16 protein-coding genes and 1 tRNA gene are annotated in these 14,445 nt (G+C 64.9%); 12 read left to right on the top strand and 5 right to left on the bottom strand.

The window, feature by feature from the left end:
- Positions 1 to 184: 184 nt before the first annotated feature.
- The 5 genes from M4J40_RS16670 to hisD all read left to right on the top strand — a co-directional run bounded on the left by M4J40_RS16670 (position 185) and on the right by hisD (position 4,118).
- On the top strand, positions 185 to 391 hold the full coding sequence (locus tag M4J40_RS16670; protein WP_251755511.1) for a hypothetical protein: 207 nt from the start codon (positions 185 to 187) through the stop codon (positions 389 to 391).
- A 60-nt stretch (positions 392 to 451) separates the two neighbouring features.
- Entirely contained in the window at positions 452 to 1,741 is a 1,290-nt protein-coding gene (gene murA / locus M4J40_RS16665; protein WP_251755510.1) for a UDP-N-acetylglucosamine 1-carboxyvinyltransferase, read from the top strand.
- Between the two features lie 11 nt (positions 1,742 to 1,752).
- Entirely contained in the window at positions 1,753 to 2,187 is a 435-nt protein-coding gene (locus tag M4J40_RS16660; RefSeq protein ID WP_251755627.1) for a GNAT family N-acetyltransferase, read from the top strand.
- A gap of 174 nt (positions 2,188 to 2,361) precedes the next feature.
- Positions 2,362 to 2,793 (top strand): DUF2948 family protein, encoded by a 432-nt coding sequence (locus M4J40_RS16655; RefSeq protein WP_251755509.1) that lies wholly within the window; start codon positions 2,362 to 2,364, stop codon positions 2,791 to 2,793.
- Between the two features lie 35 nt (positions 2,794 to 2,828).
- Entirely contained in the window at positions 2,829 to 4,118 is a 1,290-nt protein-coding gene (gene hisD, locus M4J40_RS16650) for a histidinol dehydrogenase (RefSeq protein ID WP_251755508.1), read from the top strand.
- A gap of 4 nt (positions 4,119 to 4,122) precedes the next feature.
- Here the strand turns inward: hisD and M4J40_RS16645 are convergent, their stop codons facing one another.
- From M4J40_RS16645 to htpG, 3 genes are all read right to left on the bottom strand, one after another.
- Positions 4,123 to 4,347, bottom strand: a complete 225-nt coding sequence (locus tag M4J40_RS16645) for a DUF2892 domain-containing protein (RefSeq protein WP_251755507.1) — start codon at positions 4,345 to 4,347, stop codon at positions 4,123 to 4,125.
- Positions 4,348 to 4,493: 146 nt separating this feature from the next.
- Positions 4,494 to 6,176 (bottom strand): methyl-accepting chemotaxis protein, encoded by a 1,683-nt coding sequence (locus M4J40_RS16640; protein WP_251755506.1) that lies wholly within the window; start codon positions 6,174 to 6,176, stop codon positions 4,494 to 4,496.
- Between the two features lie 227 nt (positions 6,177 to 6,403).
- Positions 6,404 to 8,260 (bottom strand): molecular chaperone HtpG, encoded by a 1,857-nt coding sequence (htpG, locus tag M4J40_RS16635; protein ID WP_251755505.1) that lies wholly within the window; start codon positions 8,258 to 8,260, stop codon positions 6,404 to 6,406.
- Positions 8,261 to 8,478: 218 nt separating this feature from the next.
- On the opposite strand from htpG, the gene M4J40_RS16630 reads away from it, so the two are divergent.
- The 7 genes from M4J40_RS16630 (at position 8,479) to M4J40_RS16600 (ending at position 12,990) form a co-directional block, all read left to right on the top strand.
- A complete protein-coding gene (locus tag M4J40_RS16630; RefSeq protein WP_251755504.1) occupies positions 8,479 to 8,964 on the top strand; it encodes a UPF0262 family protein in 486 nt (161 codons plus the stop codon).
- Positions 8,965 to 9,002: 38 nt separating this feature from the next.
- Positions 9,003 to 9,518 (top strand): arsenate reductase ArsC, encoded by a 516-nt coding sequence (locus M4J40_RS16625; RefSeq protein ID WP_251755503.1) that lies wholly within the window; start codon positions 9,003 to 9,005, stop codon positions 9,516 to 9,518.
- A 133-nt stretch (positions 9,519 to 9,651) separates the two neighbouring features.
- The gene (gene infA, locus M4J40_RS16620) at positions 9,652 to 9,870 is read left to right on the top strand and encodes a translation initiation factor IF-1 (RefSeq protein ID WP_026784394.1); all 219 of its coding nucleotides are present in this window, start codon (positions 9,652 to 9,654) and stop codon (positions 9,868 to 9,870) included.
- Between the two features lie 79 nt (positions 9,871 to 9,949).
- The gene (locus M4J40_RS16615) at positions 9,950 to 10,579 is read left to right on the top strand and encodes a Maf family nucleotide pyrophosphatase (protein ID WP_251755502.1); all 630 of its coding nucleotides are present in this window, start codon (positions 9,950 to 9,952) and stop codon (positions 10,577 to 10,579) included.
- Positions 10,579 to 10,767 carry a DNA gyrase inhibitor YacG gene (locus M4J40_RS16610; protein WP_251755501.1) on the top strand — a complete coding sequence of 63 codons (189 nt, stop codon included), beginning with the start codon at positions 10,579 to 10,581 and terminating at the stop codon, positions 10,765 to 10,767. Before M4J40_RS16615 ends, M4J40_RS16610 begins: the two co-directional genes overlap by 1 nt.
- Before the next feature lie 186 nt (positions 10,768 to 10,953).
- Positions 10,954 to 11,029 (top strand) — tRNA-Phe (locus M4J40_RS16605).
- A 554-nt stretch (positions 11,030 to 11,583) separates the two neighbouring features.
- Positions 11,584 to 12,990, top strand: coding sequence for a DUF305 domain-containing protein (locus tag M4J40_RS16600; protein ID WP_251755500.1), 1,407 nt, complete (start codon positions 11,584 to 11,586; stop codon positions 12,988 to 12,990).
- A 122-nt stretch (positions 12,991 to 13,112) separates the two neighbouring features.
- On the opposite strand, the gene M4J40_RS16595 is transcribed toward M4J40_RS16600, so the two are convergent.
- Complete coding sequence (locus M4J40_RS16595; RefSeq protein ID WP_251755499.1) at positions 13,113 to 13,691, bottom strand: hypothetical protein; 579 nt, start codon at positions 13,689 to 13,691, stop codon at positions 13,113 to 13,115.
- A gap of 68 nt (positions 13,692 to 13,759) precedes the next feature.
- A complete protein-coding gene (locus M4J40_RS16590) occupies positions 13,760 to 14,098 on the bottom strand; it encodes a PepSY domain-containing protein (protein ID WP_251755498.1) in 339 nt (112 codons plus the stop codon).
- Positions 14,099 to 14,445: the final 347 nt, after the last annotated feature.

Genomic DNA, 14,445 nt, shown 5'->3' with positions numbered 1-14,445 from the left:
GCGTTCTCCTGCCATAGTTCTGCCCACCACGCAACCCCATAGAAGAGGAAATCGACTGCTAAACAACGCCTCTGTTGGAGCGTGTGGAGCCTTCGTCGCGGGAAAAGCCGGGTTTGCCGACAAAATCCCTTGAAAGGCAGAGAAAAGGATCGCAAGGAAGGCCGGAAAGGGGCGGCGCGGCATCATGGCGGGCGACGAAGGTACGGCAAAGGGCGGCGCGGGGCGCGACGCCAAGGCGGAGCGGGAACGACGACTCGCCGAGGCTTTGCGCGAGAATCTCATGAAGCGCAAGGCGCAGGCGCGTGGCCGCCGTGCCGGTGAGGTCGACCAACGCGCCGGTCTCGCGGCGGCGCGACAGGATGGTGGCGACAAGCCGGCCGGGTCCGAGTAGCACTTCGGCGCGCGTTGCGTCCGACACGACATTTGCCGGCCTTGCCGGCCAGAGGTGAAGATGGACAAGATCAGGATCGTCGGCGGCAACCCGCTCAACGGCATCATTCCGATTTCCGGCGCCAAGAACGCGGCCTTGCCGCTGATGATCGCCAGCCTGCTGACCGACGAGACGCTGACGCTTGAAAACGTGCCTCGCCTCGCCGACGTTCGCCAACTGACCAATATCCTCGTCAACCATGGCGTCGATTACGGCGTCAACGGCAAGCGCCTGGGCGAGGATCTGCTCACCGGCCAGACGATCTCGCTGACCGCCCGCTCGATCACCGACACGACGGCCCCCTACGAGCTGGTGTCCACCATGCGGGCCAGCTTCTGGGTGATCGGGCCGCTCCTTGCCCGCATGCATGCCGCGCGCGTGTCGCTGCCCGGCGGCTGCGCCATCGGTACGCGTCCGGTCGACCTGTTCCTGATGGGGCTCGAGCGGCTCGGGGCAAGGATCGATGTTGAAGGCGGCTATGTGGTGGCCAAGGCGCCGGGTGGCCTCGTCGGCAATCGCGTCGTCTTTCCCAAGGTGTCCGTCGGCGCCACCCACGTCATCATGATGGCGGCGACCCTTGCCAAGGGGGAAACGGTCATCGAGAACGCCGCCCGGGAGCCGGAGGTCGTCGATCTCGCTCGCTGCCTTTCCGCCATGGGTGCGCGCATCTCGGGAGCCGGTACGTCGACCATCGTTGTCGATGGCGTCGAGCGCCTGCGCGGTGCCCGTCACCGCGTCGTCGCCGACCGTATCGAAACCGGCACCTACGCCATGGCCGTTGCCATGACTGGCGGCGACGTGCTGCTGGAGGGCACCGATGCGTCGTTGCTCGAAGCGCCGATCGAGGTGTTGCGCCAGGTTGGTGCCGAGATCGACGAGACGAACAGCGGCTTGCGCGTCCGGCGCAATGGCGCCGGCATTGTCGCGGCCGACATCGTCACCGATCCTTTCCCCGGCTTTCCCACCGATCTTCAGGCCCAGTTCATGGCGCTGATGACGCGCGCGCGTGGCACCTCCCGCATCACCGAGACCATCTTCGAGAACCGCTTCATGCACGTCGCCGAGCTGGCCCGCTTCGGCGCCCGCATCAGCCTCGAAGGGCAGGTCGCGACCGTCGAGGGCGTCGAGCGCCTCAAGGGTGCGCCGGTGATGGCCACTGATCTCCGCGCTTCCGTGTCCCTGGTGATCGCCGGCCTCGCCGCCGAGGGTGAAACGATGATCAACCGCGTCTATCACCTCGATCGCGGTTTCGAGCGGCTGGAAGACAAGATCGGCCGATGCGGCGCCGTCATCGAACGGGTGAGTGGCTGACCGTCATGGCGATCGTGATCCGAGAAGCCGAGGCCAGTGATGAGGGCGCCTGGCGGCGTCTTTGGGCGGGCTACCTTTCCCATCTCGACTCTACGGTCCCGGATGAGGTGACGGCGCACACGTGGGCGCGCATTCTCGATCCGGCGAGTCCCGTTTTCTGTCGCCTCGCCGAGGTCGATGGCGCCGTTGTCGGTTTCGCGGTCTGCCTCCTGCACGAGGGGAGCTGGGCGCTGACGCCGCATTGCTATCTCGAGGATCTCTACGTCGGCCCCGAAAGCCGAGGGCGCGGCGCGGGCCGGGCCCTGATCGAGGACATCCGCGCGCTGGCCAAGGCGAGGGGATGGGACAGGCTCTATTGGCATGCCCGTGAGGACAATCCCGCACGCCGGCTTTACGACGACTTTGCGCAGGCAAGCGGCATGGTGGTCTACAAGTTGACGCCGTGACGGTCGCCAACCCGGGCGGCCGGTGGCGCGCCGATCGGCTCTTGCCAGCTTTCTCCCCGGCCCCAAGGCGGCAAAGCCTTGCTTCGCCGGGGCATACGCCCTATCTCAAGGCAACCTTGGCGGGGCGAGTTTCTTCTTGCATCCCGCCGCCCTGACAGGAGCGGACAACCCTCCATGGATATGCTGAAACTCGCGGCTCTCGACGCCGAGGATCTCAAGGTGATTGCCGCCCACGCGCAGGATGCCGTCGGCAAGGTCGGCGACATCGTCTGGCGGCCGGCCGAGCATCGCCTCACGTTGGAGCTCAATCGCTTTGCCTGGGAGAAGGCCGGCAGCCGCAGCAAGGAACGACGGCGCACGCTGCTACATTTTGCCCGCGTCGAGGTGGTCAAGTCGGCCCATATCCGGCGCGATTTTCCCGATGCCATCGTCAGCTTGCTCACCATTCGCTTCGAGGGGCAGGACGATGACCCTTCGGGGCGGATCTTTCTCGAGTTTGCCGGCGGCGGCTCGATGCGCCTCGACGTCGAATGCATCGAGGCAAGCCTGACCGATCTCGGAGCGGCCTGGGCCACCGAGCATCAACCCGTCCACGATCTCAACTGACTGCCCGATCCTTTCGTTTTTCGCTGGAGAGACCCGTGGCGATACGCCTCGATGACCGCGCGCCCGATTTCGAGGCCCGCTTTTCCGCCTTCCTGACCACCAAGCGCGAAGTGTCGGCCGACGTCGATACCGTCGTCGCCGACATCATCGCCGACGTGCGCGCCCGCGGCGATACCGCGCTGCACGACTGGACGCAGAAGCTCGACCGCTTCGACAGCCGAGCCTCGGGCCTCCGCGTTTCCGAGGCGGAGATCGACGCGGCCGTGGCACTGGTCAAGCCCGAGGTGATGGAAGCGCTGAAGCTCGCTCGTGATCGCATCGAGAGCCACCACGCCCGTCAGAAACCTGGAAACGATCGCTATACCGATGCCATCGGCGTCGAGCTGGGCTCGGTCTGGACGGCCGTCGAGGCCGTCGGTCTCTACGTGCCGGGCGGCACGGCGAGCTATCCGTCGAGCGTGCTGATGAACGCCGTGCCGGCCAAGGTGGCCGGCGTCGATCGTCTGGTCATGGTGGTGCCAACGCCCGGTGGCGAGGTCAATCCGCTGGTGCTGGCAGCGGCCCGCCTCGCCGGTGTCGACGAGGTCTACCGGATCGGCGGCGCACAGGCTGTGGCGTCGCTTGCCTACGGCACCGAGACGATCCGGCCGGTGGCCAAGATCGTCGGTCCTGGCAACGCCTATGTCGCCGCCGCCAAGCGCCGCGTATTCGGCATCGTCGGCATCGACATGATCGCCGGTCCGTCGGAAGTGCTGATCATCGCCGACCGCGACAACGATCCCGATTGGCTGGCCGCCGATCTTCTCGCACAGGCCGAGCATGACAAGGCGGCGCAGTCTATTCTGATCACCGACGACGCGGCGCTGGCCGACGCAGTGGAACAGGCGGTGGAGCGTCAGCTCGCGGCACTGCCGCGCGGTGGTATCGCCGCCGAATCCTGGCGCGACTACGGCGCCGTCATCCTGGTCGGGTCGCTTGATCAGGCCGTGCCGCTCAGCGATCGCGTCGCCCCCGAGCATCTTGAGCTCGCCGTCGCGGATCCCGAGGCCATGCTCGCCCGCGTGCGCAACGCCGGCGCGGTTTTCGTCGGGCATCACACGCCGGAAGCGGTCGGCGACTATGTCGGCGGCTCCAACCACGTGTTGCCGACCGCCCGTTCGGCCCGCTTCTCCTCGGGGCTCGGTGTGCTCGACTTCATGAAGCGCACATCGATCCTCAAGGTCCCGCCCGCCGCTCTGAAGCGGATCGGTCCAGCCGCCATCACGCTCGCCGAGGTGGAAGGCCTCGGCGGACATGCGCGTAGCGTGTCGATCAGGCTGGAGTGATCGACTACTTGTCGGTCTTGCAGGTGTTGACGCCGATGAGGGTGTAGGCCGGGCAGAAGTTCAAGAGCGCGGTCGCCACCAGGACGATACCGACAAGGCCGACGAGCCATGCCCAGCCGCCGAGCCCCATGAAGGCCATGCCGGCGAGCGATGGCACCGCGACGATGAGAAGGATGAGCCCGGCGATTAGCCGAACGAGGCGATCGGTCGAGCCGACGTTCTTGATCATGGCGCGCTCCTTTATTCCCACGGATTATCCGTCCGCGGAGGAAGCGTAGACCTCGCAGGCACGGCCGGCAACGCGCCAAAGTGCGAGAATCTCAAGAAAAATGCGCGGCCGGGACCGCGCATCTTGATCGGATCTTTTGTGACCGTTCAGGCCGTCCTGAGGTTTTCCACGAAGCTGGCAACCTCGCCCTTCAGACTGGAGGCCTGCGTTTGCAGCGCTTCGGATAGCGACATCAGCTGCGTTGCCGCCGACCCCGTCATCTCGGCTGCCGTGCCCACGCCAACGATATTCTCGGTCACGTCGCTTGCACCGTTGGCGGCCTTGTGGGTGTTGCCGGCGATCTCCGCCGTCGCCGCGCCTTGCTCCTCGACTGCGCCGGCAATCGACTCGGTGACACCCTGAATGGTGCCGATGGTCGAGACGATCAGCGAGATGCTGTCGACGGTGACGGATGTCGCCGTCTGCATCTCCTGGATCTTGCTGGCGATCTCCTCGGTGGCTTTGGCGGTCTGGCCGGCGAGGTTCTTGACTTCCGAGGCGACGACGGCAAAGCCCTTGCCCATCTCGCCGGCGCGGGCCGCCTCGATGGTGGCGTTGAGGGCAAGGAGGTTGGTCTGCTCGGCGATCGCCCGGATCAGTTCGACCACCTCGCCGATACCCTGCGCCGAGGCCGACAGCGCCTTGACGTTCTCGCTCGAACGCTTGGCTTCGCCGGCGGCCGAGCGGGCGATATCCGCCGATCGCGTCACCTGCGTGGTGATCTCGCGAACCGAAGCCGACAGCTCCTCGGTGCCGGCGGCCACCGTCTGTACGTTCTCCGACGCGGTCTCGGCGGCTCCGGCAACGGCCTGGGCCTGCCGGCTGGTCTCCTCGGCGGTCGAGGAGAGGTTGCGGGCGGCGTCGGCGACCTCGCTCGACGAGTGGACGAAGCCCTCGGCCAGCGCGCCCATGGCCACCTCGAAGCGGTCGGCGATGGCGGCGCGTTCGGAGATGAGCCGCTCACGATTGCGCGCCTCTGCCTCGGCGCTTTCGAGCCGCAGTCGTTCCGTTTCCATCAGGCCATCGCGGAACACCTTCAGCGTGGCGGCCATCTTGCCGATCTCGTTCCTGGCATCCGCGTGGGGAATGGTGGCGGAGAGGTTGCCGCCGGCCACTTCACCCATCGCCCCGGTAATCCGGTGCAGCGGGCGCACCACGCCGTAGAAGACGAAGGCCAACGCGCCGAGCGCCAGGAGGATGCCTGCCGTGATGGTGCCGGCCGTGAGAATGAAGGCGCTCCGATAGTCGGCGACGGCTTCGGCCTGGGCGACGGCCGTGTCGGCATTGACCTGATCTATGCCCGACTGAAGCGCAGCGATGACGGCATTGAACGGCGGCTGCGACGTACTGTTGAGGATGGTCGAAGCGTCGTCTCCCTTGCCTTCGACCATCTTCTGGTAGATGTCGTTGTGCATCGCGACATAGGTCGGCCAGTTCGCCTTGAAGGTCGCCAGCACCTCCTGCTGTTTTGGCAGGTCGGCAATCAGGCTGGCGTATTCGGCGACGGCCTTGTCGACCTCTTTCACCGACTTGTCGGCCAGATCCTTGGCCTTCTGGCGCTCGCCGGCATCGGTGATCTGGGCGAGGCGGGCCGAGCGGACGCGCAGGCGCGTCATCGAATAGCGGATCTCTCCGAGGCTTCTGACCAGGGGCAGCTTGTGATCGGCGAACTCGCTGATCCGCTCGTTGGCGGCCGACAACTGCGAGACGGCGACCCATCCAAGGCCGCAAGTCATCAGCAGAAGCGCGACAATAGTCGCCATCAGCGAAGTCTTGAGGGAAATAGTCATGAATACCCCCGAGGCAAAATGCGTCGGAATGGTATTAGATGCTTGCTTTGTTAAAGAACAATTTCGGATTTCGAGTGGCGGAAAATACTTCCTGATTTCTTGGTTTTGTTTGTCGAGTTCTCGCTGATTTTCTGGCAGAGAGACCGAGAACAAAGCCACCCAACTCGGCCGACAGGTCCAGGTTTCCTGGGGCGGAAAGGTGTTCCTTCCCGCCCCAGGAATGTGTGTCAAACGAGGCTCTTCTCAAGCAGCAATGCGACCGATGCGGCAAATGCAGCTGGATCGGCCGGCGCCTCGCCGTCGAGAATCCGCGCCTGCCCGACAAGCAGCGGCGCCGCCGCCGTTACGGCCGCCGTGTCGCCGGCCGCCGCCTTGGCCGCCAGCGCCTTGATCAGGCTGTGTCCGGCGTTGAGTTCCAGCACCGGCTTGCCGAGGGCGGACTTGCCTTCCTGGCGCGCGACCAGCTTCTCGGTCATGCGGTCGAGGCCGAAGTCGGAGGCGACGAGGCAGACCGGGCTGGTGGCAAGACGGGCCGACGTGCGGACGTCGGCGACGTCTTCCTTCAGCGCGTCCTTCAGCGTGGCGACCAGGCCGGCCACCTCCGCGCCCGGCTTTTCGTCCTTGTCATCATCGATCGGCTTGACGGCGTCGAGATCGGCCTCGCCCTGGGTCACCGACTTGAAGGGCTTGCCTTCGAAGCCCAGCGCTGTGCGTACCCAGAAGGCGTCGACCGGATCGGTCAGCAGCAACACTTCCAGGCCGCGCGCCGCGTAGCCCTCAAGATGCGGCGACGCGAGCACCTGCTTTTCGTCCTCACCGAGGGCGTAGTAGATCGCCGTCTGGTTTTCCTTGAAGTCCTTGACCACGTCGGCCAGCGACCGCCAGTTGTCACCCGAGGTGGTGGTCTTGAAGCGGACGACCTTGAACAGCTCGTCGCGGCGCTCCGGCGCCTCGTAGAGGCCTTCCTTGATCACCGCGCCGAACGAAGCCCAAACCTTGTTGAACAGGTCGGCGTCGCTCTCCGTCAGCTTCGATAGTTCGGAGAGCACGCGGCCGGTGACGCCCTTGGCGATGGCTTCCAGCACCGGGTTCTTCTGCAGCATCTCGCGCGACATGTTGAGCGGCAGGTCTTCGCTGTCGATGACGCCGCGCACGAAGCGCAACCACGCTGGCAGGATCTCCGCCTCGTCGGTGATGAACACGCGCCGCACATAAAGCTTCACCCGGCCCTTGCGGCTGGGATCGAACAGGTCGAACGGCTTTTCGCGCGGCACGAACAGCAGCACGTTGTATTCCTGCCGCCCCTCGGCGCGGTAGTGCAGCGTCAGCGCCGGCTCGTCCCAGGCGGTGGCGACGTGGTGATAGAACTCCTTGTACTCGTCGGCCGTCACGGCGGACTTCGGCTTCACCCAGAGGGCCGAGCCGTCGGCCAGCTCGCGGGGCTCCTCGCCGCCGTTGAAGCGGATCGGCACCGGCACGTGCGCCGAATACTCGTGGACGATGCGTTCGAGCGTGTGCTCCTCGGCGTAGGAGAGGGAGTCGTCGTTGAGGAACAGTTCGACCACGGTGCCGCGCGCCGGCGCATCAGTGAGATCGACGGCGGTTAGCTCGAAGGTGCCAGCGCCGTCCGATTCCCAGGCCCAGGCCTCTTCGCTGCCGGCCTTGCGCGAGACGACGCGGACGCGGCTCGCCACCATGAAGGCGGAATAGAAACCGACGCCGAACTGGCCGATCAGAGCCTGTCCCTCGGCCTTGTCGGCAAGGCCGTTGAGGAAGGCGCGGGTGCCCGAGCGGGCGATGGTGCCGAGGTTGTCCTTGAGCTCGTCGTGGCTCATGCCGATACCGTTGTCGGCGACGGTGAGCGTCTTCTTATCCTTGTCGGCGGAAAGCGTGATGGCAAATCCGCCTTCGCCGGCGAGCTGCGGCTCGGCAATGGAGAGATAACGGAGCTTCTCGCAGGCATCTGCGGCGTTGGAGATCAGCTCGCGCAGAAAGATGTCTTTGTTGGAATAGACGGAATGCACCATGAGGTGCAGCAGGCGGGAAACTTCGGCCTCGAAGCTGTGACGTTCCGTTTGCGTCATGGTCTCGCTCTTATGGATGATGGGGGCCGGAAAACCGGCGCGCGTCCGCTATGTGTTGCTAGGCGGGGCCGGTGTCAAGCGGCGTTGGGCCAGATCTCGGCCGGCTTGGGCCGGTCTGCCGAGGCATGCGTAAAACTCCTATCCGGGTCGACCTTTGCCGGCTTCGTGGGAGGGGGCTACCGTGCTATGGCTCGACAATCACTACGCGGAGGACAGTCGTGACCGACACCGCCAGCATATCCGGGCGCCTCGTATCGGTAACCCTTGACGCCGCCTCGATCGGCCAGATCTCGCGTGAGGTCGATCATGAACGGCAAGTGGCGATCTTCGATCTCCTGGAGCAGAATTCCTTCGAGCCGGTCGGGCTTCCGGGCGGCGAGTTCGTGCTCCGGCTGTCGCTGGTGTCCAATCGGCTCGTGTTGCAGATTTTCCGCGCCGACGGGGAGCCCGTCACCACCCATATCCTGTCCCTGACGCCCTTTCGCCGCATCATCCGCGACTACTATCTTGTCTGCGACAGCTATTATGAGGCGATCAAGGTGTCGACGCCGAGCCAGATCGAGGCCATCGACATGGGGCGGCGTGCGCTGCACGACGAAGGTGCGCAGATTCTCATCGACAAGCTGGCGGACAAGATCGTCATCGACAAGCTGACGGCCCGGCGACTTTTCACCCTGATAGCCGTGCTGCGCTGGAAAGGCTGAGGCGAGAGGCGACGCTCGGGCTACGTGGTTGGAGGCTCATGACGGACGACGAGGAAACAGAGGCGAAGGTGAAGCAGCCCGGAGCGGTGCTGTTCGCCTGTTCGTTCAACGCGGTGCGCTCGCCCATGGCGGCGGCTATCGCACGTTATCTGTTTCCCGGAAAGATCTTCGTCGATTCCGCCGGTGCACGCCGCGGCGAACTCGATCCCTTCGCCGTGACCGTTATGGATGAGATCGGCCTCGATATCTCCCATCACCGGCCGCAGACCTTCGAAGATCTCGAAGACAGCAACTTCGACCTCATCATCTCGCTCGCTCCAGACGCCTACCACCGGGCCCTCGAATACACGCGCTACAATTCCGTCGAGGCCGAATACTGGCCCACCGCGGATCCGACGCTGGCCACCGGCTCGCGCGAGCGCATTCTCGACGAGTATCGGGCCGTTCGCGACCAGCTCATGGCCCGCATCAAGGCGCGACTCGGCTGGTCGCCATCCTTCGAACCGCGCCGGGAGGGCATGCGCGAGGAGGGGGCGAGGGCGGAGAACGGCTGATCGAAGCGGTGCCGGACGCTAGGTCCAGCCATCGGCTCGCTTTTCTGGGCGTTTTTCCGCCTGGGGAGTTTATTTTGCAGCGCATTTCGGATAGTTATCCGCCACCAATTCCCGAAAACGGATCAATGCCCGCATGACCAAGGAAGAAGTCCTGGAGTTTCCAGGCGTCGTTTCGGAACTTCTGCCCAACGCGACTTTCCGCGTTCGTCTCGAGAACGACCATGAAATCATCGCTCATACGGCCGGCCGCATGCGCAAGAACCGCATCCGCGTCCTGGCTGGTGACAAGGTGCTGGTCGAAATGACGCCCTACGACCTCACCAAGGGCCGCATCACCTATCGCTTCAAGTGAGCGGCGACGGGAGGCGGCGGGCCGCCCCGGCTCGATCCGGGGTGTGGGAGGCTGTCTCCAAGCCACCGAAGGTGAGCCGATGACCAATCGTCCCGTTCTGGTTCTGGCATCCGCGAGCCCGCGCCGTGTGGCGTTGCTCAACCAGCTCGGCATCGCGCCCGATCTGCTGCTGCCGGCCGATATCGACGAGACGCCCGGCCGGGCCGAACTTCCGCGCCGTCTTGCCCGCCGCCTCGCCCGCGCCAAGGCGGAAGTCGCCGCCCATCGTGTACCGCTGCAGGACTATCCGGGCCGCGATGTGCTGGTGCTTGCCGCCGACACGGTGGTCGCCGTCGGTCGCCGCATCCTGCCGAAGGCCGAAACCTTCGCCGAAGCCGAAGGCTGCATCGCATTGCTCTCGGGCCGTACCCATCGCGTCTTCACGGGGCTGGCGCTCGCCACCCCGTCCGGCCTCCGCGAAAAACTGGTTGAGACGCGCATCCGCTTCAAGCGCCTGTCATCGCACGAGATGTCCGACTACCTTGCCTCCGGCGAGTGGCAGGGCAAGGCAGGCGGCTATGCCGTCCAGGGCTTCGCCGGCGCCTTCGTCGCCTCGGTGTCCGGCTCCTATTCCTCGGTGGTCGGCCTGCCGCTGCACGAGACGGCCAACCTGCTCGAGTCCGCCCGCTACCCGGTGCGCGCCCGCTGGTCCGACGGAGCGATCGCCTGATGGTCGCGCCGAAGGGCCCCCGCTGTCCCAACTGCGGCGAACCGACCGATCCGGCCTTCAAGCCCTTCTGCAGCAAGCGCTGCAAGGACGTCGACCTCAACAGGTGGCTGAAGGGGGCTTATTCGATCCCCGTCGTCGAATACGACGATCTTCCCATGCCCGACGACGAGGGCGACGGCCGCGCCTGAGCCGGAGCGCCGACGGAAGACCGTTGGGTGGGTTCTCTTCGCCCTTGATATGGTTCGCCTTTTCATTCCTTGCCGGCGTAGTTGATTTTTCCCGTCAAACCCTCTGGACAGGTCCGCAAGGACTATCTATAAGGCCCGTGCTTCGCCGTTGGGACGACACCAAACGCCCGATGGATCGCAGCAAGTGCCTGAGTAGCTCAGTTGGTAGAGCATGCGACTGAAAATCGTAGTGTCGGTGGTTCAATTCCGCCCTCAGGCACCATTTCTCTTATCGTTCATCGCAACTTGACGGCCTTTAAGTCTGTGAGCGGCGAGGCTTCGGACGGAAGCTGCCTTGGCTATTATCGTTGCTGGCAAAATTGGCCAGACAGAGAGTGGGACGGGCTTTTCCCTCGATGCCCCGACCCTGGCGGCCAGGACCGAAGGCGATGTGTTTGAATCCCACGCAACTCACTTCCTGAGTGCGGCTGGCCGCAAAGGGGCTGAAGAGCGTGGACACTTCAGGGGAACCGGACACGGAAAGAACCCAGTCGTGCATGTCTGCCACCAGACGGTTTCTTTCCTGGCCCTTGTCTCCGGCCTTTTCGCGAAAGCGGCACAGCCCTTATCCTGTTAGGAATGATTCCAAACAAGTGCGGGTTACTGCTAACTTGAGAATAATTCTCATATTATCGTTAGATCGCCGTCGATGAACGCGTGATGCCTATCCGGCCATCGGTTGTCGGGCTGGATCTCTGCCGACAAAAGGCGGCGGACAAGAAGGCGCCTGGCAGGTTGGTGCGCCGGAAACGCGAAACCCAGCGACGGAGAGCTTCGATGAGAAGGCCATTCCCCCCGAGACTGCTCCTTTCCCTTGGCTGCGCTCTGCTGCCCCTCATCGCGGCTTCACCCGCAGCCGCCCACGTCAAATGGTTTGCGCCCTACATTGTCGGCGCGCCGCCGCAGCCGATCGCGGCGACGATGGGCAACGTCTGGTTCTGGACCGGCATTCTCCTCGTCCTCGTGTTCTTTCTCGCCACCCGCCTTGTCGAGCGGTCGTCGGCCGGGGAGGCCATCCTGCAAGGACTCGACCGCGCCACCGGTCCGCTCTGGCTCAGGCTCGACGACTTCGTTCGCGTCGTCATCGGCGCCTTCTTCGTTGCCATCTTCGCCATCGGCGGCGTCTACCTGACGCCCGACCTCAAGACACCGGCGGAGTGGGTGTCGTGGATGCAGCTGTTGATCGCCGCGCTGATCTTCTGGCGCCGCACGCAGCCGCTTGCCGCTGCCGGCATCATTGGCCTGTGGCTTCTGGCCTTGCGCGACTACGACATCTTCCATCTTCTGGACTATCTGGCGCTTGGTGTCGGCGTCGCGGCCTATCTCGTGCTGGAGGCGCTGCCGAACCCGGAGTTGCGGGCGCGCCGCTTCGAGGTGCTGCGCTGGGGCGTCGCCATCGCGCTGATGTGGTCGAGCCTCGAGAAGTTCGCCTATCCCGACTGGTTCTATCCGCTGGTCGTGGAAAAGCCTTTCCTGACCTTCGGCATGCCGCGCGACGTGTTCATCCCGATGGCCGGCGTCGCCGAGTTCACCATGGGGTTCGGGCTGATCTGGACGCCGCTGGTGCGTCGCCTGTCGGCCATCGCCCTCTTCGTCATCTTCAATGCCGCCGTCTATCCCTTTGGGCGTGTCGACCTGATCGGCCATGCCCTGATCATGGCGATCATCGTCGCCATCGCCGCCGACCGGACCCGCGAGGTGCATTTCCTTCCGGCGGTGAAGCGGGCTCTGGCCGGCGTGCCGGCTGGCCTCGCGGCGGCCCTCGTCATCTTTGCCTCCGGGTATTGGGGGCTGCACGTCGCGATCTACGGCGCCGAGGGTAATGTCGGCGCGGCTCCGGCCGAGTATCTCACCCACACGCCGAACGCCGAGCATCCCCATGGCATCACCGGCACGAACGATGAGGTGTCAGGCGCCGCGACCGCCGAGGAGGCCTATCGCGCTGCCATGGATCGGATGCACGGGCCGATGATGAGTGGTATCGCCGACGCGGACCCCGATGCGGCCTTCGTTCGCGGCATGATTCCACACCATCAGGGCGCGATCGACATGGCGGAAATCGTGCTCAAGTTCGGCAAGGATCCGCACAACCAGCATTTCGCCCGCGAGATCATCGACACGCAGACGCGCGAGATCTCGGAAATGCGGGCATGGCTGCGCCAGCGGGGCATCGCCGAGCCGTAAGCCGACCAGTCGGTTCCTCCCGAAGGGATGGGTGTTTCCTTCGGTTCGTCTCGCAACGCCGCCCGCCTACCCTGTCAAGGGCAGAGCGAGCGGCATGCGTCTATGTGCAGAGGATCGGTGCATCAGCCCGGCGGCGGCCGGCGCGTCAGGTCGTGGATGCGCGGATCCAACGTCGGGTCGAACCCCGTCCACCCACTGTCGCGGTAATACTGTTCCCGCTCCGTGAGGTTGACCGGCGGCGTCTCGTCGAGAAGCCCCTCCACGAGGGCGTCCTGCTCGTCGTCGACCCGCACTGTCACCATGGTGCCGCCGCGCCGGATGGCTTCGGCATAGACCTGCGCTTCTTCCGTGGTAAGGCCGGAGCTGGTCAGCGCGTCGACGATACCGCCGGCCACGCCACCTGCCACGGCGCCGGCAGCGAGGCCGGCCAGCGTCGAAACGAACCAGCCGGTCGCCACGATCGGGCCGAGGCCGGGAATGGCGAGCATGCCGACACCGGCAAGAGCGCCGGCGCCGCCGCCCAGCACCGCGCCGATGCCGGAGCCCGCCGCCGTCGCCTCGGCGCCGTCGCTCACGCGATTTTCGTCGCTCTCGGGAGAGATGACGGAAATGTCGTCATTGGGGATTCGGGCACCGCGGAGGCGATCGACAACCGTCATGGCTTCGGCCCAGGTGTCGTAAAGTCGGGTGTGTGTGCTCATGATGCTATCCTTCCCAGGTGGTCGGAATGACTGTGGGCTTGCGGGTCTCGTGAGGGAGGTTCAGCGCCTCAGTCGGCGCTGATCGTGCCCTTGTAATCGACCGCCACGTTGACATCCGTGCCGTTGCGGCGGGCATGGCCGCGCCAGATGCCGTCTTCGGACTGAACGAGACCGCCGACGTCGGTGTAGCCAGCCTCTTCCAGCCAATCCTTGGCCTGCGCCTCGGTGAAGCTGTTGGCGCCCGGTTCCAGGCTTTCGTCTGAGGGGCTCGTCTTCGTTGCAGACGTGTCCGGCGCCATCGGTGCCGCGGGATCAGATGCCGGAGCGGCCGGATCCGTCGAGGTCTGGGCAAACGCGCCGACCGTGAAGGCGAGAACGGTAGCCGCGCAAAGTGAAGCGAGTTTCATCGGAGTCTCCTCGGACGTTGGGATCACTGTCGGTCAGGCGGCGCCGGGAGACGGCAACCGCCTGTGACCTTGGAGGGAGCGGAGACGGCACAGACGGCGTCCCTGTCCGGTCTTTCCAACGCCCTGATCCGGCAATAGTTCCAGGGATGAGGCCAAGATATTCTCTCCGTCGGCTATTTCGCCCACCATAAAGAGTTGCCTCACATGCCGAGAGAAAAAAGCCTGTTGATAGCAATATGTGGTGGAACCGTTTCTAGCCGTGAGAATTTGCATGGGGTTGTTTAGTCAAGACTGGAGCTATGCGTGAGCACGTGGGAAATTTGCTTTCACTTTCGTCAGATCGGTCA

Source organism: Pleomorphomonas sp. JP5 (assembly GCF_023721815.1).
In the GTDB taxonomy this organism is placed as follows: domain Bacteria; phylum Pseudomonadota; class Alphaproteobacteria; order Rhizobiales; family Pleomorphomonadaceae; genus Pleomorphomonas.
This window is presented reverse-complemented; position numbering and strand designations above follow the sequence as displayed.